The sequence below is a fragment of the Amycolatopsis sp. NPDC051716 genome, assembly GCF_040681595.1.
Taxonomy (GTDB): Bacteria; Actinomycetota; Actinomycetes; order Mycobacteriales; family Pseudonocardiaceae; genus Amycolatopsis.
Genome location: NZ_JBFAZA010000032.1, coordinates 1 through 19,329, shown reverse-complemented (window position 1 = coordinate 19,329; position 19,329 = coordinate 1). Strand labels below are relative to the sequence as shown.

The window sequence follows — 19,329 nt, the reverse complement described above, 5'->3', positions numbered from 1 at the left end:
AGTCGTACGGCTTGTCCGGGTGCCCCGTACGCTGTTCCCGTCACCGTCGCAACCCGGTGCCGCGTTGAAGGGGTGGAGAGTTGCCGTACGAACCGCACTGGCCCGACTCACACGGTGAGCAGACCGACGTCCTGCCGGTCGTCCGGCCCGAGCCGCAGCCCGGCCCCGCCGCCGCGAAGCGCTCCTTCCGCACGGCCGGCCTGATCGCGGGCGGGGTGTTCGGCGTGCTCGTCGCGGTCTACGGGATCGACCTCCTGATCAGCCAGGGCAGCGTCCCGCGCGGGGTGACCGTCGCCGGTGTCGACGTCGGCGGGATGGGCCGCGAGGCGGCCGAGCAGGAACTGCGCGGCAAGATCGAGCCGCGGCTGACGCGCCCGCTCGCCGTCACCGCGGGCGAGTACCAGGGCACGCTGGCGCCGACGCTCGCCGGGCTGAAGCTCGACTGGCCGCAGACCCTCGACCAGGCCGGCGAGCAGCCGCTGAACCCGTTCACGCGCCTGTCGTCGCTGTTCTCCAGCCGCGAGGTCGGCGTCGTCAGCCACGCCGACGACGCGAAGCTCACCGCCGCGCTGGAGACGCTGCGCGGCCAGGTCGACCGCGACCCGGTCGAGGGCACCGTCAAGTTCGAGGGCGCCCGGCCGGTCGCCGTGCCGCCGAAGACCGGGCAGAAGCTCGACGTGCCGGCCGCGACCGCCGCCGTCGTCGAGAAGTGGGCGAGCGGGGAAACCCTGGCGCTGCCGGTGACCGGCACGCCGGTCCGGACCACGGCCGAAGGCGTCCAGGCGGCGCTCGACGGGTTCGCGCGTCCCGCCGTGTCCGGCCCCCTGCTGATCAAGGGCGAGGGCAAGGTCGCCACCGTGAAGCCGGAGGCGATCGCCGCGGCGATCACCTTCGAACCGGCCGACGGTGGCGGGCTGACCCCGAAGATCGACAACGCGAAGATCGCCGAAGCCGCCGGGCCGCAGCTGAAGTCCACCGAGAAGGAGGGTAAGGACGCGACCGTCGTCTTCGAGGGCGGCAAGCCCGCGGTCGACCCCTCCACCGACGGCCGGACCGTCGACTGGGACCCCAGCCTCAAGCCACTGCCCGACGTGCTCAAGAAGACCGACGGCCGCGAGCTCCCGGCCGTCTACAAGGACAGCCCGGCGAAGGTGACCACCGAGCAGGCGAACCAGCTGGGCATCAAGGAAGTCGTCGGCGAGTTCACGACCGAGAAGTTCGCGGCCGACTCCGGGGTGAACATCCGGACCGTCGCCCAGAAGGTCAACGGCGCCATCGTCAAGCCCGGGGAAACCTTCAGCCTCAACGGTTTCACCGGCCCGCGCGGCACGGCCCAGGGCTACGTCGAGGCGGGCGTGATCAAGGACGGCGCTCCGGGGCGCGAGGTCGGCGGCGGCATTTCGCAGTTCGCGACCACGCTGTACAACGCGTCCTACTTCGCGGGCCTCAAGGACGCGGGGCACAAGGAGCACAGCTACTACATCAGCCGCTACCCCGCCGCGCGCGAGGCGACGGTGTTCCAGAACCCCAACGGGTCCAGCGTGATCGACCTCAAGTTCACCAACGACTCGCCGACCGGCATCGCGATCCAGACCATCTGGACGCCGTCGTCGATCACCGTGAAGCTGTGGGGCACCAAGCGCTACACCGTCGAGTCGATCGAAGGCGAGCGGACCAACCCGAGCGACCCGCAGCCCAAGCCGGGGCCGGCGGAGAACTGCCACGCCTCGAACGGCGCGCCGGGGTTCACCACCAGCAACACCCGCGTGCTCAAGGACGCCGCCACCGGCCGCGAAGTCGGCCGGTCGACCCGGACCGTGCACTACAACCCGCAGCCGAAAATCGTCTGCGGAGAAGGTCAGTGACCTCCTAACGGCCGTTCACGCTGGGCGTCCACGGCGGTACCCTGGGTGCCCATGACAGGGCGCGCGGCAGGCTTCCGGGACGTCCTCGCCGTGACCGAGTTCCGGGCGCTGTTCTCGGCCCAGCTGGTCTCGGTCACCGGTGACCAGCTGGCGCGGGTCGCGCTGTCGATCCTGGTGTACGACCGCACGAACTCGCCGGGCTGGGCCGCGCTCACCTACGCGCTGACGTTCCTGCCGGACCTCGTCGGCGGGCCGCTGCTGTCCGGGCTGGCCGACCGGTACCCGCCGCGGACGGTGATGGTCCTGGCGGACGTCCTGCGGGCGCTCGCAGTGGCCGTGATGGCGGCGCCGGGCCTGCCGCTGCCGGTGGTGGCGGCGCTGCTGGTCGGCGTCCAGCTGTTCAACCCGGTCTGGAACTCGGCCCGGGCCGCGCTGCTGCCGCAGGTGCTGCCGGGCGAGACGTTCGTGCCCGGGATGGGCCTGCTGATGATGCTGGTCCAGGTGGGCCAGGTCGCCGGGTTCGCCCTCGGCGGGCTGCTCGTGGCGGGTCTCGGCACCGGCGGCGCCCTGCTGGCGGACGCGGCGAGCTTCGCGGTGTCCGCCCTGTTCCTGGCCGCCGGTGTGCGGGCCTGGCCGCCGCGGGAAACCTCCGGCGTCCGGTGGTGGCAGCACGTGCGGGCCGGGTGGACGGTGGTGGCCGGCGACCGGCGGCGGCTCGCCCTGGTGGCGCTGGGGTGCGTGTCGGGGCTCTACATCGCGGGCGAGGCGATCGCCGCGCCGTACGCCGCCGAGCTCGGCGGCGGCGCGGTCGTCGTCGGGCTGCTGCTCGGGGCGTTCGCGCTGGGGAACGTGCTCGGCATGGCGGCGTTGTCGCGGATCCCGCCCGCGCGGCGGGGACCGTTGCTGGGGCCGCTCGCCGTGCTGGCCTGCGCGGCGTTGCTGGGCTGCGCGCTGCACCCGGACCTGGTGGCCACGTTGGCGCTGTTCACGCTGTGCGGGGTGGCCAGTTCGTACAACTTGATCGCGAACACGACGTTCGTGCAGCTGACGCCGGAGGCTCAGCGCGCCCAGTCGTTCGGGTTCGCATTGACGGCGTTGCGGGTGTCGCAAGGGCTCGGCGTGGTGCTGGCCGGCGTGGCCGCCGAACGCGTGGCGCCGCACGGCGTCGTCGCGGGAGCCGGGGCGATCGGCGTGCTGGCGGCGTTCGGCGCGGCCCGGCTGTGGCGGCGGGCACAGCCGGATCCCCGGTGACCGGCCCCGCCGGGGTACCGGTCACCGGGCACTGGTCAGCGTCGTGTCCAGTCGGTGGGGATCTGGCGCGGGGTCCAGTCGGTCGGGCACTGCGCCGGGGCGACGCCCGGCAGGGTCCAGTCGGTCGGCAGCTCGCGGGCGGTCCAGTCGGTCGGCAGCTGCCGCGTGGTCCAGTCGGTCGGGATCGCCCGGGTCCAGTCGGTGGGGAGCTGCCGGGTCCAGTCGGTCGGCCGCTGCGCGCGACGGCGGGACGGGACGATGTTGCTGCTGGGCAGGAAGTGCGACATGGTTTTCTCCTGTTGTGCGGGGATTGGCACGGTGCGTGACCGGACCGTAGCCTGACCGGCCTAGTGACACACCGCGTTCATTCGGTTACATTGACGATTTCCGCGAAGAGTTCCGTCCTGAGCAGAAGGGCGTTTCGTGGGATTGTCCGGGTCCCAAGGGCGAAAGCCCAGCTCAGAACGTCCACGATCAGGTACCCGAACGTGGGCGATGTGGAAGCTGGCCACTCCGGTGCTCGGCTATGTCCTCATCGTCGACGCCCTGGCGCTGATCGCGGTCCTCTCGACGGCCGCGCTGGTGCCGATCACCACCCCGGCGCTGCTCTGGTGTGGACTGATCCTCGCCGGTGAGGTCGTGCACCTCGAAGCGGCGCAACGCATCGAGCGCATCCGCGAGCTGGCCGCCGACGGCCGTCCGCACATGCACCTGCAGTCGATCTGGATCTTCGCCGGGCTGCTCCTGCTGCCCCCGCCGCTGGCCACGCTCGTCATCGTCGTGAGTTATGCCCATTCCTGGGTCCGGGTCTACAAACGGCGAGGTGTGATTCACCGGAAAGTGTTTTCCGGGGCGACGGTGATCCTGGCGTGCACCGCCGCGGGCGCGGTGTTGTGGGCGGGCACCGGGCACGTGGCGCCGTACGTTCCCTACCTGGACGGGTTCGGCGGGATGACCGCGCTGCTGACGTCGGGGATCGTCTACTTCGGCCTGAACTACGTGCTCGTGATCGCGGCGATCCTGCTGAGCAACCCGGGAAAGCCGCCGCGGCAGGCGTTCGGCAACGCGTCCGACGTGCTGATCGTGCTGGCCGCGGTCGGCGTCGGCTGCGGCATCGCGCTGGTGATGACGGTCCGGCCGTGGCTGCTGCCGGTGCTCATGGTGACGCCGGTGGCGCTGCACATCGGTCTGCTGCTGCCGCAGTTCCAGGCGGCCGCGCGCACGGACTCCAAGACGGCGCTGCTCGCGCCGGAGTTCTGGGTCCAGCTGGCCCGCAACGAGCTGGCCCGCGCGGCGGAGCTGTCCTCGACGGCCGGCGTGCTGATGATCGACATCGACCACTTCAAGGCCATCGACGACGGCAACGGCCACCTGGCGGGCGACGAGGTCCTGCGCGCGGTCGCGGCGGCGATCCAGGCCGCCGTCCGCGGCGGCGACTACGTGGGCCGCTTCGGCGGCGACGAGTTCGTGGTGCTGCTCCCGGGCACGACCAGCGCGGAGCTGGCGTCGGTCGCGGACCGCATCCGGATCGCGATCGCCCGGCTCGAGGTGCCGGTCCCGGTGATCCGCCCGGGCAAGCCCGAGGTGATCAGCGGCCTGACGGCCTCGATCGGCGCGGCGGTGTACCCGGAAACGGCCACGGAGTACACGATCCTGCTGCAGGCAGCGGACGACGCGGTGTTCGAGGCGAAGGCGGGCGGCCGCGACCGCGTGGTCCTGGCGACCGCCCGCACCGAACTGACCCGCCCGGAAATCCCGGACGCCCTGTAACGCTCCAATCACCGCACCCAATGTGGCCTTCGGCGCGTCCAACGCACCGAAGGCCACATTGGGGCGCTCGGGTCAGGGCAACGTGGCGAGAGACTTCTCGAGGGTGGCGTCGGACAGCTCGTTGTCCACCATGTCCCCGGCGAGGTAAGCACCGTACGCCGGCAAATCCAGGTGAGCGTGGCCGCACAGCGCCGTGAGGATCACCTTCTCCTCCCCGGTCTCCTTGCACCGCAACGCTTCCTGGATGCACGCCGCGAGCGCGTGGGTCGGCTCGGGTGCCGGGATGATGCCCTCGGACCGGGCGAACCGCACGCCCGCCGCGAAGCACTCCTGCTGGCCGATGGCGATCGCCTCGATCAGGCCGAGCTCGTAAATGTGCGAAATGAGCGGCGACATCCCGTGGTAGCGCAGGCCGCCCGCGTGGATCGGGTCCGGGATGAACTCGTGGCCGAGCGTGTGCATCTTCAGCAGCGGCGTCAGCCCGGCCGTGTCGCCGAAGTCGTAGGCGTACTTGCCGCGCGTCAGGGATGGGCACGCCGCCGGCTCGACCGCGCGGATCACCGGGTCCATCCGGCCGGCCAGCTTCTCGCGCAGGAACGGGAACGCGAGCCCGCCGAAGTTGGAGCCGCCGCCGGTGCAGCCGACCAGGAGGTCCGGGGTGTCGCCGGCCAGCTCGAACTGCTTCAGCGCTTCCTCACCGATGACCGTCTGGTGCAGGAGCACATGGTTGAGCACGCTGCCGAGCGCGTACCGCGCGTCCGGGTCCTGCGCCGCCTGCTCGACGGCTTCGCTGATCGCGATGCCGAGACTGCCCGTCGAGTCCGGGTGCCGCTCGAGGATCGCCCGGCCGGACTCGGTCAGCTCCGACGGGCTCGGGTGGACGGTCGCGCCGAACGTCTCCATCATCAGCTTGCGGTAGGGCTTCTGGTCGTAGGACGCCCGCACCTGCCAGACCTCGCATTCCAGCCCGTACTGGGCGCAGGCGAAAGCGAGCGCACTCCCCCACTGGCCGGCGCCGGTCTCGGTGGTCAGCCGCGTGACGCCTTCGGCTGCGTTGTAGAACGCTTGCGGCACAGCGGTGTTCGGCTTGTGGGAGCCGACCGGGCTGACACCTTCGTACTTGTAGTAGATCCGCGCGGGGGTGCCCAGCGCCTTCTCGAGCCGCCGAGCCCGGAACAGCGGCGACGGGCGCCAGAGCCGGTAGACCTCCCGCACTTCCTCCGGGATGTCGACATAGCGATCAGTCGTCACTTCCTGGGCGATGAGCGCCTGCGGGAACAGCGGCGCGAGGTCGTCCGGGCCGACGGGCTCGCGCGTGCCGGGGTGCAGCGGCGGTGGCGGCGGCTCGGGCAGATCGGGGATGACGTTGTACCACTGGGCAGGGAGATCGGCTTCGTCCAGGACGTATTTGGTCTGTTCAGCCATCACGCCTCCTTGGTCGGCACCTCAACTTAGGACGCACCCGGCCGCGGAGCCAGTACGGTGACCGGGTGAGGAATTCAGTCCTGAACGACATCCCGACGTGGCACCCGCCCGCCGGCCGCGGCCCGGGCCTGGTGCTGGTCCAGGAAATCTTCGGGTTGGACGACTACCTGCGCTCGGTGGCGTCGGACCTGGCCGCCGCGGGGTACGTGGTGGCGGTCCCGGAGCTGTTCTGGCGCACCGCTCCGGGCTGGTCGTCGACCCACGACGAAGCGGGTGTCGCGGCTTCGATGGCAGTGATGTCCTCCTTCGACCCGGCGTTGGGACTTTCCGACGTCCTGGCCACGGTCGGCCACCTCCGGTCCCTGCCGTCGGTGACGGGCGGCGTGGGCGTCCTGGGTTTCTGCTTGGGCGGCTCGCTGGCCTTCGCGGCGGCGGCCGAGGGCGACCCGGACGTGGCGGTGTCGTTCTACGGTTCGACGGTGGCGCAGCAGATCGACGCCCTTTCCCGCGTCGGATGCCCGATCCAGTTCCACTTCGGCGGGGCGGATCCGTACATCCCGCGGTCCGACGTGGCCGTGGTGGAGGCCGCGGTGGCCACGCATCCCGGGGCGGAGATCCACGTCCAGGAAGAGGCGGGCCACGCGTTCCACAACCACGTGGCCCCGATGTTCCACCACCCCGAAGCGGCGGCGCGGGCGTGGGAGCTGACGACGGAGTTCCTGCGGCGGACCCTGCCGGCGTGAAGGCGCTCTTCCGGGGCGTCGGCGGGCGCCCCGGCGTGCTCGTCGAACTGGCCTTCCTCCTGCTCTGGTTCCTGCTCTTCGCGCGGCTCGACGCCGCTGTGGGCAAGGACTTCGCGGCCGCCGACGCCCATGCGCTGGCGCTGCAGTCCCTGGAACACCTGGCCCACCTCGACATCGAGCGGAGTGCGAACGACTGGCTGGCCGGCCGGCCGGTCCTCGGCCACCTGGCCGTGTACCTGTACCGGCTGTACTACGTGGTGGTCGCGGGCGTGCTGCTGTGGGTGTTCGTCCGCCACGCCGAGGTCTACCGCCAGGTGCGCCGGACGATGGTCGCGATGACGGCGCTGGTCCTGCCGGTGTACTGGGCGGTGCCGATGTCGCCACCGCGGTTCGCGCTGCCGGGCGCGGTGGACATCGTGGCCAGGTATGACTTCCTGGGCGTGGCGAGCTGGACGAAACCCACCCACTACACGGCGATGCCGAGCATGCACGTCGGCTGGTCGCTGTGGTGCGCGTATGCGGTGTGGACCGCCCTGCGCGGCACGCACCCACGCCTGGCGACGGCGGCGTGGTCGTTCCCGCTGCTGATGATGGCGGACGTGCTCGCCACGGCGAACCACTACGTGCTGGACATCGCGGGCAGCGTCGCGCTGCTGACCGTCTCGGTACTCGTGGCGTCCTGGTGCGGGCGGCTCGCCGAGTCCTGGCGAACCGTGCCTGCCTAACCGACGTTGGCCGGCTTCACGATCCGTGCCACCACGGCACGTCCGACTCGCCGAAGAGCAGCACGAACGCGGACACCGGAAACCGGCCGTCCGGCGGGTGGAAATCGACCGTCATCTCGATTTCTTCGGCGCTGAGCAAGGTCAGTCCGGCTGCCCGGAGCATCCCGATGATCCGGGCTTCTTCCGCGGGCCGCCCCTGACCAAGACCGGTGACCACGTCGGCGCGCGCCAATTCGTTGCCGGCATCGCTGTAGGTGAGGAACGAGTACGGCCCCACCGCCGACAGCCACAGGCTCCATACCGAGCGGCTCCGGCGGCGCGGCTCGAGGACGTACGAGAAGCTGACGTCGTCCGTCCGATCAGTCCAGTCTTCGACCTTGAGGAACTCCTCGAATCCACGCAGGAGCGGCTTCCACGGGTTGTCGTTCAGCGCGTCGGCGAAGAACCCGTAGTACGGGTTCCGGAGATCCCCGTAGGCACGGCGGGCGTGCTCGAGGAACTCCTCCGACCGGCCTTCCGGTATCACCGCACACTCCCCCGAACCTGCGCCATTGACCACCCGCCTCAGATGGTGCTAATAATACTAGCACTATGAGATGGGTAGTCGATCACACCTCCCCGGAGGCGTTGCCACTCCAGATCGTGGCTTGCGTGCGGCGGGGCGTGGCTTCGGGAGAACTCGCCGTCGGCGAGCAGCTGCCGCCGGCGGCCGAGCTGGCCGGGGCGCTTTCCGTCGACCGCAACACCGTGCTGGCCGCCTACCGGCGGCTGCGAGACGAGGGCGTGCTGGAGTTCCGGCGGGGCCGCGGGGCACGCGTCGCGTCCGCCGTCACCGAGCCGGCCCCGGTCACCGAGGCGGCGCAGACGCTCGTCGCCGTGGCCCGGCGGCACGGCCTGGGGCGCCACGACCTGCTTCGTCTCATCGAGCGGCTGACCTGACACGTCGAGAGGACGGTGCCCCGTGACGGCATCCGCGCTACCCGGCCCCGGCCGGTATTCGATCTACACCGGCCGCGTGACGAACTGGCCGCTGCTGGTGGCGTTCGGCGCCGCCCTGATGGTGCCGCTGCTGTCACTGGGCGGCCTGTCGCACGGCAACTGGCTCGCCCCGGCCGGCCCCGCGATCCCGCTCCTCGCCGCCGCGGCCGTCTTGCTCGTCATCGTGCTGACCGGGCTGCGGGTCCGGACAGCGGCGGGCCCCAACGGCGTTTCGGTCCACTGTGGAGCGTTCGGCCGGCCGCGCCGCACCTACCGGCTGGACGAGATCGAGCGCGCCGAGGTGATCGACCTGCGGCCGTCACTGTGGCGGCTGTCCCTCGGCTTCTGGTGGACCCCGCGCCACACCTACTTCACGCTCCGGACCGGGCCCGCCCTGCGCCTGACCCTGCGCACCGGCCGGAGCGTGACGATCACGGTCCCCGACCCCCACGCCGCGGCCGCGACCGTCCACGAGGCGAAGTCCGCCTGACACCGCGACACGGCGTCGAGTGCGGACCGCCGGGACGACCGCGCTAGGACTTCCGCCTCGGGACAGGCGGATCCACCGGCCATGGCGGCCCGGACGGCTCGCGCGGCCACGGCGGATCCGGCGGCCAGGGTGGTCCCGGCGGCGCGGCCGGGTCGCGCGCGCCGGCCCACCAGCCGGCCACGGCGACCACCGGCAGGCAAGCCGCGGCGAGGATCAGGCCGAGTCCGGCCGCCGGGGCGTGCTCCTGCGGGTGGCCCAGCGTCCAGCCCAGTGCGGGCGCGACGTACGCCAGTCCGGTCAGGACGGCGGCGGCGACGACCGCCATCATGCGCGGCCGGTACAGGCGCGGCTGAGCCAGTGCGAGCGCGGCACCGGTGCCGACCAGGCAGAGGGAGGCCACCAGCCAGGGCCCGGTCGACATGCCGGAGCCCTCGGTGAAGAACGCCACCGCGCCGAGGACCGGGACACCCAGCACGATGAGCAGGACGAGGGGAACCACGGCGGTGAGCCCGCGGCCGAGCCGGGTGCGGACCCGGGCGGCCGCCAGCGTCGTCCCGATCAGCAGCGCGAGCACGGCGAGCAAGCCGGCGTAGTTGACGTCGTCCCCGATGAACCGGCCGAACGCGGTGAGCGGCGCCGGCCGGATGGCCAGCCCGGTCTCGGGGACCACGACCGGGATCCGGCGCCACGCACCGTCGGCACCGCGGACCACCAGCCCTTCCACGCCGTTGGCCACGAACACCTCGTGCCCGCCCGGGACGGCGCGGACGACGAGTTCCACACTGGACAGTTTGGCCAGGTTGACCACCCCGGCCGGAAACGGGTGCTGGCGCGAGATGAACTGCCACCGGGCGGCGGGCGTCTCCCAGGCGGTGTGCCAGGTCCGGCCGGCATCGGCCGACTCGTCGACGCCGGGCGGGCGGCCACCGCTCGGCAGCAGCCCTTCGTTGTCGAGATCGGCGGTGCCGCGCACCCGGTAGCAGTGTGCGGCCACGTCGGGCACGCAGGCTTGGGTCTGCAGCTGCCGCTCCGGCGCCGGCCCCGCCGTCGACCAGTTCGTCGGCGGCACCTGCGACACGAACCGCCAGCCGTCGACGCCCGAGGACGAGCTGTAGCTCTCCCTGGCCGCCTCGATCACCACATCCGTGCCCTTGATCTGCACGGATTCGACCGCCGGAGTGTTGTCTTGGGCCGCCGACGTCGCGGTGATCGCCAGTACCGTGAACGGCACCGCGACGATCACCCGCGCCCGGAACACCAGGTCCGCCGGCAGGGGCGGGGCCGCCGTGACCCGGCGCCAGACCCACCAGGAGAGCCCCAGCGCGGGCAGCGCGACCAGGTCGGTCGGATCGGCCAGGACCACCGAAGGACCGTTGACGACCGACCACGCCGCCGAAGCGACGCCGGCACCGGCCGCGGTCAGCTTGACCACCGCGAACGCGGCACCGGTCACCGCCACCGCGGCCGGGGCGGCGAGCCGTCGGGCGAGGAACAGGCCGAGCAGCAGCCCGAGCACCGGCGGGGCCGCGACCAGCCCGGCCACGTCACTGAGCTTCCCGGTGACCAGGCCCGGCCACGCCGGTTTGAGCAGGTGGTCGTTGAGCAGCAGGACCGCCGTGGCGCCGACGGTCAGCGGATGCGCCGCCCAGCGCGGAAAGACCCCAGTTCGCATCTGGTACAGCCTCCGGTGCCGTGATCACGACCGCGACACGGCTCGGCCCCGGATCGGGTCGGGTGCGGTGCGTCCGGTTCCGGCTACCCCAGCTGATCCCGCCGGCGCGTCAGGTACGCGATCTCGGCGGTGTTGCCCGCCAGCTCGATGGCTTTGCCGTACGCCGCGCGGGCTTCCGCGCCGCGGGACAGCCGCCGGAGCAGGTCGGCGCGGGTCACGTGGTAGGCGTGGTAGCCGGCCAGCTGATCCTCGAGCCGGTCGACGGCGGCCAGTGCCACCTCCGGGCCGTCGAGCTCGGCGACCGCGATCGCCCGGTTGAGCGCGACGACCGGGGACGCGTCCACCCGGACCAGCTGGTCGTAGAGGGCGACGACCTGCGACCAGTCCGTGTCGCGGATGTCGCGGGCGGACGTGTGCACGGCGTTGATCGCCGCCAGGATCTGGTAACGGCCCGGCGCCACCCCGGCGGCGAGACGCTCGCGCACCAGCCCGTGTCCCTCGGCGATCAGCGCCGCGTCCCAGGTGCCGCGGTCCTGCTCGTCGAGCGAGACCAGCTCGCCCGCCGAAACCCGGGCTCGGCGGCGGGCTTCGGTGAGCAGCATCAGCGCCAGCAGGCCGGTCACCTCGCCGTCGTCCGGGAGGAGGGCGTGGATCAGGCGGGTGAGCCGGATCGCCTCGGCGGTCAGCTCGTGCCGGATCGGGTCGGTGCCGGGACCGGTGGCCAGGTAGCCCTCGTTGAAGACGAGGAACAGGACCGTGAGCACCCCGGACACGCGTGCGGGGAGGTCCTCGGCGGCCGGCACGCGGTAGGGGATGCGCGCGGCCTTGATCTTGGCCTTCGCGCGGGTGATCCGCTGCTCCAAAGTGGACTCCCGCACCAGGAAGGCGCGGGCGATCTCGGGCACGGTCAGGCCGCCGACCAGGCGCAGCGTCAGCGCCACGCGGGCTTGGGTCGCCAGCGCGGGGTGGCAGCAGGTGAAGATCAGCCGCAGCCGGTCGTCGTCGATGGCGCCGGACGGCTCGGGCGGGGCGTCGTCGTACACCATCCGGGCCTCCTGGTGCTTGTCGTCGCGCTTGTTTTCGCGCCGGATCCGGTCGATGGCCTTGCGGTTGGCGGTGGTGGTCAGCCAGGCACCGGGGTTCGGGGGCACGCCGTCGGCCGGCCACCGCTCGACGGCGGTCGCGAACGCTTCGGCGGCGGCCTCCTCGGCGAGGTCGAGGTCGCCGAAACGCCTGGTCAGCGCGGCCACCACCCGGGCCCACTCCGCGCGGTGCACCCGGGTCACCGCCTGCTCGACGTCGCTCACCGGAACGGTCGCACCTCGATCTTCCGATCGCAGGCCTTCGACGCCTCGGCGGCGAGCTTGAGCGCCACGTCGAGGTCGGGGACCTCCCACACCCAGAACCCGGCGAGGTACTCCTTCGACTCGAGGAACGGCCCGTCGCTGATCACCGCCTGCTCGCCCCGGTGGTCGACGACCGTGGCCGCGTCGGTGTCCGCGAGCCCGCCCGCGAAGACCCAGTAGCCCTCGGCGATCAGCCGGTCGTTGAACTCGCTGATGGCGGGCTGCCGGTCCGTGCTGCCGGGATTGCTCTTGTCGTCGATCACGGAAACCAGGTACTGCATCAGGAAATCCTCTCTCGGTGGCCACCCCTCGCGGGTGACTTCACCCTTGCTACGAACGCCGCCGGCCCGATCCGACAACCTCGCCCGGATTTTTTCCGAAGGTTACGGTGCCTCGTGGACCACGACACGCGACGGCGGCACGGCTCGTCCTTCGGCGCGGCGGCGGCCGGCTACGCGAGCACCGCCCGGACTACTCGCCGGCCGCGGTGCGGTGGGCTCTGGCGGCGGCACCCGGTCCACGGGTGCTGGGCCTCGGGGCCGGCACCGGCAAGCTGACCGGCACCCTGGCCGCTCTCGGCGCCGACATCATCGCGGTCGAGCCGGACCCGGCGATGCTGGCCGAGCTGCGGCGCGCCCGGCCGGACGTCCTCGCCCTGGCGGGTGGTGCCGAGGCGATCCCGCTGCCGGACGCCTCCGTCGATGCCGTGCTGGCCGGGAACGCACTGTACTGGTTCGACATGGCCGTCGCCGGGCCCGAGATGGCCAGGGTGCTCGCCCCCGGCGGCGTCTTGGCCGGTTTGTGGAACGTCCTGGACGACCGGGTCGGCTGGGTGGCCGGGCTGGAGCGGGTCAGCGGCCCCGCGGTGATCGGCCCCCGTGACACGTTCAGCAGCTGGCGTGCCGCCACGGCGGGCCTGGTGGCCCGGTTCGGCGCACCGGAGCAGGCCGAGTTCCCGCACGGACAGCGGCGCACCGCCGGCTCCCTCGTCGCGACCCTCGCGACGCGCGCCGGCGTGCTGGTCATGCCGGCGCGAGAGCGGGAGGCCACGCTGGACCGGATCCGCGCCCACCTCGCGGACCGGCGCGGCGAGTTCGTCCTCCCGCTGCTGACCGGCGTCCTGCGCGTCCGGAGGCCGTAACCGCCACGACGGCCTAGGCTGAAGTCCGGCCAGGACACCGACGCGGAGGATCGCCATGCCCCACACCGTGGACTTCGAGACCGTATCGACGGCCGGCCTGGAGTCGTCGCCGGTCGCGGACGCGCTCGCCGGGCTGCGGGCCAACGAGGCGCGGTACTTCAAGAACAAGTACGACCACGTCTTCACGGTCGAGCCCGCCGGCGACGTCCGGCCCACCGTCGACTGGGTGCACCGCATCCTCGAGGAAGAGCGCGGCATCGTCATCGCCTCCCGCCCGCTCGAGGCGACCGCGTTCCAGGTCGAGAACATCCGGTGGACGTACGTGTTCTACGAGAGCGGCCTGTCGATCAACGTGCTGTACACCGTGGACGACGGCGGGAAGCGGGCCGTCGGGTTCAAGCTCTCCGACGGGATGGAGATCCCCGAGGAACTGTCTTCGTTCAAGTTCGCCCGCCAGAAGTCGAAGCTGGCCGGCACCATCCGCGGCTCCTACTTCGTCATCAAGAACGAATACTGATTCCTCACCCGGCGAGGGCCTTGGTCCGGTTCGCCCACCTCCTCCGGAAAACCGTCGCCGGGTCCGGGGACCCGGCGACGGCGACCCCCGTACTACGTCCGGTAGCGGAACAGGATCCGTCCCCGGTTCAGGTCGTACGGGCTCAGCTCCACCAGGACCCGGTCGAACGGCAGGATCTTGATGAAGTTCTTCCGGATCTTCCCGCTGATGTGCGCGAGGACCTTGTGCCCGTTCTCCAGCTCCACCCGGAACGTCGCGTTCCGCAGGCACTCGACGACCGTGCCCTCGACTTCGATGCCCGCCGTGTTCGCCATCAGCGCAGCACCAGCTCGACGTTGCCGCCCACCCGGCGGGCTCCGGCGCCCTCGGCCAACGCGAGAGCCGCCGGGTTCGCTTCGTTCACTTCGGCCGTGGCCGCCTGAACTCCGTTGCGGTGCAACGCATTCAGCACATGGGTCAGCAGCGCGCGGCCGATCCCGGTCCGCTGCCGGTCCGCGCGGACCGCGAGCAGGCCGATCCGCGGCTGCCGCGGCACCGCCGCCAGCCTGAGCAGGCCAACGTAACCCTCCTCGGCCGCGGCCACCGTGTACTTCGTGAGGTCCAGGACGTCCGGGCGGGGAAGGATCTCGGCCGGCATCTCCGGCCAGCCCACCGTCGCCGAGACTTCGGCGCGGATCGCGTCGTCGAGCGAGCGCAGGGCCCGCTCGTCGGACGGCGGCCCGATCGTCACCCCCGGGATGGCGGGAACCGTGCCCGGTGCCGTGGGGACGACGTACTCCCACTCACGGCGTCGCGGGGTGAAACCGGCCGATTCCCAGCAGGACCGGAGCTCGGTGTCGGCTTCGTCGACCACTGTGTACAGCGGCCTCGGCAGTTTCGGCAGCATGTCGGCCGCGAGCAGCGCGAAGTCAGCCTGGTCCCACGTGTCGATGCTGAGGAAGAGGCGTCCGTCCGGTCGCCGGAACGCTTCCCCGCGGCCGGCCACGTCCGGCCGTTGGTGCAGATAGTCCATGGTGTCGCCTTTCGGGAGACTGTCGAAGCGCTCCCGGCGACACCTGCGTCAGCCGCCCGTCCGTGACGACGAGGGGGAGCACCCATTGCGTACAGCGTTCACGGGTCTCACCTCCTCGGGCCGGGTCACGGTCAACGGCAAGTTATCAGCTCCGCGAGCGTCCCGCCCACTCCTTTTCCGCACGGGCCCGCCCAGACCGATCAGGAATCGAGAAGCGCCGGTCAGCGGTCCGGACCTAGCGTTACCGGCATGACCAACATCGAAACCATCACCCTCGAAGTCGCCGACACCGCCGCCGCCGAGCGCTTCTACGCCGACGCCTTCGGGCTCACCACCCAGCTGCGGTTCCGGGTCTCGGACGCGCCGAGCGACGGCTTCCGCGGGTACACCCTCTCCCTCACCGTGCCGCAGCCCGCCGACGTCGACTCCCTGATCGAGACCGCCCTGAAGGCCGGGGCCACGACCATCAAGCCCGCCAGCAAGTCCATGTGGGGCTACGGCGGCACCGTCCGGGCGCCGGACGGGGCGATCTGGAAGCTCGCGACCTCCGCCAAGAAGAACACCGGCCCGGCCACCCGCAAGATCGAATCCGTCGTGCTCCTGCTGGGCGCCGCCGACGTAGCCGCCAGCAAGAAGTTCTACCTCGGCCACGGCCTGACCGTCGGGAAGAGCTTCGGCAAGATGTACGTCGAGTTCGACGCCGGCGAGAGCCCCGTCAAGCTGGCGCTGTACCGCCGCAAGGCGCTCGCGAAGGACGCCGGCGTCGCCCCCGAGGGCAGCGGCTCGCACCGGATCGCGGTCGGCGGCGCGCCCGCGGCGTTCACGGACCCGGACGGGTTCGCCTGGGAGACCACCGCTTCCGCGAGCCTTTCCTGAGCACCGATCAACCGCGCAACAGGTCGGCAACGGCGGCGATGCCGGGCGCGATCGCGTGGTCCGGGGTGTCGCCGAACCCCAGGATCAGCCGCGGCGGCCACGGCCCCGGCGTCGCGTGCAGGCCGGCCAGGCCGTAGAGCCCGACACCCCGCTGCCGGGCCTGGTCGATCACCTGCTCCTCGCCGGCCCCGGGCGGCAGGTGCAGGACGGCGTGGAACCCGGCGGCGAGCCCGGTGACGCGGAGGCCGGGCGCGTGGACGGCCAGCGCGTCGACGAGCGTCCGGCGCCGGGCGGCGTACTCGGCGCGGGCGCGGCGCAGGTGCCGGTCGTAGCGCCCGGACTCGATCAACAGCGCCAGGGCGAGCTGGTCGAGACCGGGACTCCCGCGGTCGGTGACGGCCTTGTCGTGGGCCAGCACGGGAATCAGCCGTTCGGGGGCGACCAGCCAGCCCAGGCGCAGGGCCGGGGCGAGCGACTTGCTGACGGTGCCGAGCGAAACGACGTGGCCGGGGTCGAGGCCCTGCAGTGAGCCGACCGGGTCGCGGTCGTAGCGGAATTCCGCGTCGTAGTCGTCTTCGATGACCAGGCCGTCGCGCCGGCGCGCCCACGCGAGCAGTTCCTGACGGCGGTGCCCGGCGAGCACCACGCCGGTCGGCCACTGGTGCGCCGGGGTCACCAGCACGGCCCGCGCCCCGCTGCGGTCGAGCGCCTCGACGTCCAGGCCGTCTTCGTCCACCGGGACGGGCACCGCGGCCATCCCGGCGGCGGCCGCCTGGCTCGTCGTCGACCGGACGGCGCCGGGGTCCTCGAAGGCCAGGGTGACGCCGTCGGCGGCGAGCGCCCGCAGCACCAGGCCGAGCGCCTGCGCCATCCCGGTGCAGACGACGACCTGCTCGGCCGGGGCCGCGACCGCCCGCACCCGGCGCAGGTACGCGGCGAGCACCTCCCGCAGCTGCCGCTCGCCGATCGGGTCGCCGTAGTCGAACGCGGTGTTCGGCGCGGTGCGGCAGACCTCGCGAACCGCCCACGCCCAGTCCTCTCGGGGCGCCAGGCGGAGATCCGGCACGCCGTGGCGGAAGTCGGCGATCGCGGGCCGCGGCGGCGTCCGCGGGCTCGGCGGGGGCGGCGCGGCCCGGCGGGCGACCGCCGCCACCCGGGTGGCCGATCCGGGGCGGCTGGTCAGGTAGCCCTCGGCCTGCAGCTGGGCGTAGCAGTCCTGGACCAGGCCGCGGGACAGGCCGAGGGCGCGGGCGAGTTCGCGGGACGACGGCAGCCGCTCCCCACCCGCCAGGCGGCCGCCGCAGATCGCGTCACGCAGTTGCCGCTCCAGCTGCGCGCGGAGCCCGTCCCCGCTCTCGCGGTCGATCGTGAACAGCAGCTCCGGACCCGAACCGGCCCACTCCACAGGCATGGAACTGGACCTTACCGGTGACCCGGTTCGCTTCTAGCGTTCTCGGCATGACCGTCGACCTGCAGCTCCGCCCCCGGTTGGTGTCCCGCGCCCTGCTGGTGCGCTTCGTCTCGATCATCGGCTCGTCGATCGGCTTCTTCCTGCCGCTTTCGGTGGTGCCGCTGTTCGCGAAACAGGCCGGCTCGGAAGCCGGCGCGGGGCTCGCGACGGTCGCGTTGCTGCTGGCCACCGTGGCCGCCGAGCTGGTGACGCCGCGGCTCGTCGCCCGCGTCGGCTATCGGTGGGCGCTGGCCACCGGGCTGGTCCTGCTCGGGGTGCCGACCCTCGTCCTGACCTTCAGCGACGACATCCGCGTCATCATCGCGGTCAGCGTGGTGCGCGGGATCGGGTACGCCATCGCCGTGGTGGCCGGCGGGGCCGTCACCGCCCTGCTGATCCCGGCGGACCGGCGCGGCGAGGGCCTCGCGCTCGTCGGGATCGTCGGCGGGATCCCCAGCCTGCTCGCGTTGCCGGCCGGCGTGTGGGCGGCGGCGCACTGGGGCTACGCGCCGGTGTTCGTGGTGACGACCGTGGCGACCCTGCTCGCCCTGCTGTCGGTGCCGGGCCTGCCGCGGCACTCCCTTTCGGCCGCCGCACCGGACCAAGGTGTTCTGGCCGGCCTGCGCAACCCGGTGCTGACCCGGCCCGCGACGCTCTTCGCGGTGTCGGCCGCCGCGGCCGGCGTCCTGGTCACGTTCCTCCCCCTCGCCGCCGCGGACCAGCCGGCCTGGATCGCCGCGAGCGCGTTGCTCGCCCAGCCCGCGGCGGCCACCGCGGCGCGCTGGGCCGCCGGGCGGATCGGCGACCGCCACGGGCCGGCGTGGCTGCTGGTGCCGGGGCTGCTGCTGGCCGCGGCGGGCATGGCGGGCCTCGTCTTCGTCGGTACCCCGGCCGCGGTGATCGGCGGGGCGTTCGTGTTCGGCGCCGGGTTCGGCGCCCTGCAGAACGCGACGCTGTCGCTGATGTACGCCCGGGTGCCCGCCGGCGGCGAGAGCGCGGTGAGCGCGATCTGGAACGCGGCCTACGACCTCGGCATGGCGGCCGGCGCGCTGGGCGCCGGGCTGCTGATCGGCTCCGCCGGGTACCCGGCGACGTTCGCCCTCACCGCCGTGGCGATCCTGCCGGCGTTGCTGCTGGCGCGGCGCGACCGGCGTCCCTGACGCAAACTGGTGCGCGTGCCCGAACTCCCCGAAGTGGAACTCGCCCGGCAGGTCCTCGCCGGTGCGCTCGGCCGGAAGATCTGCGCGGTCGACGACCACGACGACTGGGTCTGCCGCCCACACGCCCCGGGGGACATCGCCACGGCGTTGCGGGGCGGGCGGCTGGTGGGAGCGCATCGACGGGGCAAGACACTGTGGTGCGAAACGGAAGCCGGCGACGGGCGGCCCGGCCCGAACCTCGGCCTGCACCTCGGGATGGCCGGGCAGCTGCGGTTCGGCGGCGAGAGCGGACCGCCCGGACGGGCTCGTGATCGGGTGGAGAAACCCGAGTGGTTCCGGTTCGGGATCACTTTCGCCGACGGCGAACAGCTGCGCCTGTTCGACACGCGGCGGCTCAGCCGGGTCCGGCTCGACCCGGATCTCGACGCGCTCGGCCCGGACGCCGGGGAGATTTCGCGCCGCGACTTCGCCGAGCGCGTCGGCCGCGGGCGGGCGCCGCTGAAGGCGCGGCTGCTGGACCAGTCGGTGGTGGCCGGGATCGGGAACCTGCTGGCCGACGAAACCCTCTGGCAGGCGGCATTGTCCCCGGCCCGGCCGGTGCACGAGCTGAACTCCGGCGACCTCGGTGACTTGCACAAGGCGCTGCGGAAGGCGTTGCGCGCGGCCATCCGCCACGGCGGCGTCCACACCGGCGATATCATCGGCCACCGGCGGCCGGGCGACCACTGCCCGCGCTGCGGCGCGGAGATGAGCCACGGGACGGTCGGCGGCCGGTCGACCTGGTGGTGCTCGAAGGAGCAGTCCTAGTGTCGCGCGTCCGAAGTTCAGTGACAGCGGCCCGGTCCCCGAGCGCCCCAATGTGGCCTTGGTTGCGTTCAACGCACCCAAGGCGGCCTTCGGTGCGTTCA

The 19,329-nt window shown here is 72.5% G+C and carries 21 protein-coding genes; 12 read left to right on the top strand and 9 right to left on the bottom strand.

The window, feature by feature from the left end:
- The first annotated feature begins 80 nt into the window (after positions 1 to 80).
- A complete protein-coding gene (locus AB0M30_RS34615) occupies positions 81 to 1,865 on the top strand; it encodes a VanW family protein (RefSeq protein WP_364592713.1) in 1,785 nt (594 codons plus the stop codon).
- 51 nt (positions 1,866 to 1,916) lie between these two features.
- The gene (locus AB0M30_RS34610; RefSeq protein WP_364592710.1) at positions 1,917 to 3,116 is read left to right on the top strand and encodes an MFS transporter; all 1,200 of its coding nucleotides are present in this window, start codon (positions 1,917 to 1,919) and stop codon (positions 3,114 to 3,116) included.
- Positions 3,117 to 3,151: 35 nt separating this feature from the next.
- Here AB0M30_RS34610 and AB0M30_RS34605 read toward each other — a convergent pair whose 3' ends face one another.
- Entirely contained in the window at positions 3,152 to 3,403 is a 252-nt protein-coding gene (locus AB0M30_RS34605) for a hypothetical protein (RefSeq protein ID WP_364592707.1), read from the bottom strand.
- A gap of 208 nt (positions 3,404 to 3,611) precedes the next feature.
- Between AB0M30_RS34605 and AB0M30_RS34600 the strand changes: the two genes are divergently transcribed.
- On the top strand, positions 3,612 to 4,886 hold the full coding sequence (locus tag AB0M30_RS34600) for a diguanylate cyclase (RefSeq protein ID WP_364592704.1): 1,275 nt from the start codon (positions 3,612 to 3,614) through the stop codon (positions 4,884 to 4,886).
- A gap of 72 nt (positions 4,887 to 4,958) precedes the next feature.
- Here the strand turns inward: AB0M30_RS34600 and AB0M30_RS34595 are convergent, their stop codons facing one another.
- Entirely contained in the window at positions 4,959 to 6,311 is a 1,353-nt protein-coding gene (locus AB0M30_RS34595) for a TrpB-like pyridoxal phosphate-dependent enzyme (protein ID WP_364592701.1), read from the bottom strand.
- A 65-nt stretch (positions 6,312 to 6,376) separates the two neighbouring features.
- Here AB0M30_RS34595 and AB0M30_RS34590 point away from each other — a divergent pair, with 65 nt between their 5' ends.
- Both AB0M30_RS34590 and AB0M30_RS34585 read left to right on the top strand, forming a co-directional pair.
- The gene (locus tag AB0M30_RS34590) at positions 6,377 to 7,054 is read left to right on the top strand and encodes a dienelactone hydrolase family protein (RefSeq protein ID WP_364592698.1); all 678 of its coding nucleotides are present in this window, start codon (positions 6,377 to 6,379) and stop codon (positions 7,052 to 7,054) included.
- Positions 7,051 to 7,779 carry a phosphatase PAP2 family protein gene (locus tag AB0M30_RS34585; RefSeq protein WP_364592695.1) on the top strand — a complete coding sequence of 243 codons (729 nt, stop codon included), beginning with the start codon at positions 7,051 to 7,053 and terminating at the stop codon, positions 7,777 to 7,779. The genes AB0M30_RS34590 and AB0M30_RS34585 overlap by 4 nt, the downstream gene beginning before the upstream one ends.
- A 16-nt stretch (positions 7,780 to 7,795) precedes the next feature.
- Here AB0M30_RS34585 and AB0M30_RS34580 read toward each other — a convergent pair whose 3' ends face one another.
- Entirely contained in the window at positions 7,796 to 8,305 is a 510-nt protein-coding gene (locus tag AB0M30_RS34580) for a hypothetical protein (RefSeq protein WP_364592693.1), read from the bottom strand.
- 65 nt (positions 8,306 to 8,370) lie between these two features.
- Here AB0M30_RS34580 and AB0M30_RS34575 point away from each other — a divergent pair, with 65 nt between their 5' ends.
- Together AB0M30_RS34575 and AB0M30_RS34570 are read left to right on the top strand one after the other, a co-directional pair.
- Entirely contained in the window at positions 8,371 to 8,718 is a 348-nt protein-coding gene (locus tag AB0M30_RS34575; RefSeq protein WP_364592690.1) for a GntR family transcriptional regulator, read from the top strand.
- Positions 8,719 to 8,740: 22 nt separating this feature from the next.
- Positions 8,741 to 9,247, top strand: a complete 507-nt coding sequence (locus AB0M30_RS34570; protein ID WP_364592687.1) for a hypothetical protein — start codon at positions 8,741 to 8,743, stop codon at positions 9,245 to 9,247.
- Positions 9,248 to 9,290: 43 nt separating this feature from the next.
- On the opposite strand, the gene AB0M30_RS34565 is transcribed toward AB0M30_RS34570, so the two are convergent.
- The 3 genes from AB0M30_RS34565 to AB0M30_RS34555 form a co-directional block, all read right to left on the bottom strand.
- Positions 9,291 to 10,919, bottom strand: coding sequence for a hypothetical protein (locus AB0M30_RS34565; RefSeq protein WP_364592684.1), 1,629 nt, complete (start codon positions 10,917 to 10,919; stop codon positions 9,291 to 9,293).
- 83 nt (positions 10,920 to 11,002) lie between these two features.
- Complete coding sequence (locus AB0M30_RS34560; RefSeq protein ID WP_364592681.1) at positions 11,003 to 12,226, bottom strand: sigma-70 family RNA polymerase sigma factor; 1,224 nt, start codon at positions 12,224 to 12,226, stop codon at positions 11,003 to 11,005.
- The gene (locus AB0M30_RS34555; RefSeq protein ID WP_364592678.1) at positions 12,223 to 12,546 is read right to left on the bottom strand and encodes a YciI family protein; all 324 of its coding nucleotides are present in this window, start codon (positions 12,544 to 12,546) and stop codon (positions 12,223 to 12,225) included. The genes AB0M30_RS34560 and AB0M30_RS34555 overlap by 4 nt, the downstream gene beginning before the upstream one ends.
- 242 nt (positions 12,547 to 12,788) lie before the next feature.
- Between AB0M30_RS34555 and AB0M30_RS34550 the strand changes: the two genes are divergently transcribed.
- Positions 12,789 to 13,406, top strand: a complete 618-nt coding sequence (locus AB0M30_RS34550) for a class I SAM-dependent methyltransferase (protein ID WP_364592675.1) — start codon at positions 12,789 to 12,791, stop codon at positions 13,404 to 13,406.
- 55 nt (positions 13,407 to 13,461) lie between these two features.
- Positions 13,462 to 13,923: a phage tail protein gene (locus tag AB0M30_RS34545; protein ID WP_364592672.1), complete on the top strand. Its 462-nt coding sequence runs from the start codon at positions 13,462 to 13,464 to the stop codon at positions 13,921 to 13,923.
- 92 nt (positions 13,924 to 14,015) lie between these two features.
- On the opposite strand, the gene infA is transcribed toward AB0M30_RS34545, so the two are convergent.
- Both infA and AB0M30_RS34535 read right to left on the bottom strand, forming a co-directional pair.
- Positions 14,016 to 14,237 (bottom strand): translation initiation factor IF-1, encoded by a 222-nt coding sequence (infA, locus tag AB0M30_RS34540; RefSeq protein ID WP_103337604.1) that lies wholly within the window; start codon positions 14,235 to 14,237, stop codon positions 14,016 to 14,018.
- Complete coding sequence (locus AB0M30_RS34535; RefSeq protein WP_364592669.1) at positions 14,237 to 14,935, bottom strand: GNAT family N-acetyltransferase; 699 nt, start codon at positions 14,933 to 14,935, stop codon at positions 14,237 to 14,239. Before AB0M30_RS34535 ends, infA begins: the two co-directional genes overlap by 1 nt.
- A gap of 249 nt (positions 14,936 to 15,184) precedes the next feature.
- On the opposite strand from AB0M30_RS34535, the gene AB0M30_RS34530 reads away from it, so the two are divergent.
- The gene (locus AB0M30_RS34530; protein ID WP_364592666.1) at positions 15,185 to 15,811 is read left to right on the top strand and encodes a glyoxalase; all 627 of its coding nucleotides are present in this window, start codon (positions 15,185 to 15,187) and stop codon (positions 15,809 to 15,811) included.
- 7 nt (positions 15,812 to 15,818) lie between these two features.
- Here AB0M30_RS34530 and AB0M30_RS34525 read toward each other — a convergent pair whose 3' ends face one another.
- A complete protein-coding gene (locus tag AB0M30_RS34525; RefSeq protein ID WP_364592663.1) occupies positions 15,819 to 17,222 on the bottom strand; it encodes a PLP-dependent aminotransferase family protein in 1,404 nt (467 codons plus the stop codon).
- A 47-nt stretch (positions 17,223 to 17,269) separates the two neighbouring features.
- Here AB0M30_RS34525 and AB0M30_RS34520 point away from each other — a divergent pair, with 47 nt between their 5' ends.
- On the top strand, positions 17,270 to 18,421 hold the full coding sequence (locus AB0M30_RS34520; RefSeq protein WP_364592661.1) for an MFS transporter: 1,152 nt from the start codon (positions 17,270 to 17,272) through the stop codon (positions 18,419 to 18,421).
- 15 nt (positions 18,422 to 18,436) lie between these two features.
- The gene (locus AB0M30_RS34515) at positions 18,437 to 19,228 is read left to right on the top strand and encodes a DNA-formamidopyrimidine glycosylase family protein (protein ID WP_364592658.1); all 792 of its coding nucleotides are present in this window, start codon (positions 18,437 to 18,439) and stop codon (positions 19,226 to 19,228) included.
- The last annotated feature ends 101 nt before the right edge of the window (positions 19,229 to 19,329 follow it).

Bases quoted from the DNA above. Each gene is read 5' to 3' on its own strand.
- AB0M30_RS34575 (WP_364592690.1), top strand. From the start codon at position 8,371: ATGAGATGGGTAGTCGATCACACCTCCCCGGAGGCGTTGCCACTCCAG.
- AB0M30_RS34535 (WP_364592669.1), bottom strand. From the start codon at position 14,935: ATGGACTATCTGCACCAACGGCCGGACGTGGCCGGCCGCGGGGAAGCG.
- AB0M30_RS34595 (WP_364592701.1), bottom strand. From the start codon at position 6,311: ATGGCTGAACAGACCAAATACGTCCTGGACGAAGCCGATCTCCCTGCC.
- AB0M30_RS34520 (WP_364592661.1), top strand. From the start codon at position 17,270: ATGACCGTCGACCTGCAGCTCCGCCCCCGGTTGGTGTCCCGCGCCCTG.
- AB0M30_RS34565 (WP_364592684.1), bottom strand. From the start codon at position 10,919: ATGCGAACTGGGGTCTTTCCGCGCTGGGCGGCGCATCCGCTGACCGTC.
- infA (WP_103337604.1), bottom strand. From the start codon at position 14,237: ATGGCGAACACGGCGGGCATCGAAGTCGAGGGCACGGTCGTCGAGTGC.
- AB0M30_RS34605 (WP_364592707.1), bottom strand. From the start codon at position 3,403: ATGTCGCACTTCCTGCCCAGCAGCAACATCGTCCCGTCCCGCCGTCGC.
- AB0M30_RS34600 (WP_364592704.1), top strand. From the start codon at position 3,612: ATGTGGAAGCTGGCCACTCCGGTGCTCGGCTATGTCCTCATCGTCGAC.
- AB0M30_RS34555 (WP_364592678.1), bottom strand. From the start codon at position 12,546: ATGCAGTACCTGGTTTCCGTGATCGACGACAAGAGCAATCCCGGCAGC.
- AB0M30_RS34530 (WP_364592666.1), top strand. From the start codon at position 15,185: ATGACCAACATCGAAACCATCACCCTCGAAGTCGCCGACACCGCCGCC.
- AB0M30_RS34525 (WP_364592663.1), bottom strand. From the start codon at position 17,222: ATGCCTGTGGAGTGGGCCGGTTCGGGTCCGGAGCTGCTGTTCACGATC.
- AB0M30_RS34545 (WP_364592672.1), top strand. From the start codon at position 13,462: ATGCCCCACACCGTGGACTTCGAGACCGTATCGACGGCCGGCCTGGAG.
- AB0M30_RS34610 (WP_364592710.1), top strand. From the start codon at position 1,917: ATGACAGGGCGCGCGGCAGGCTTCCGGGACGTCCTCGCCGTGACCGAG.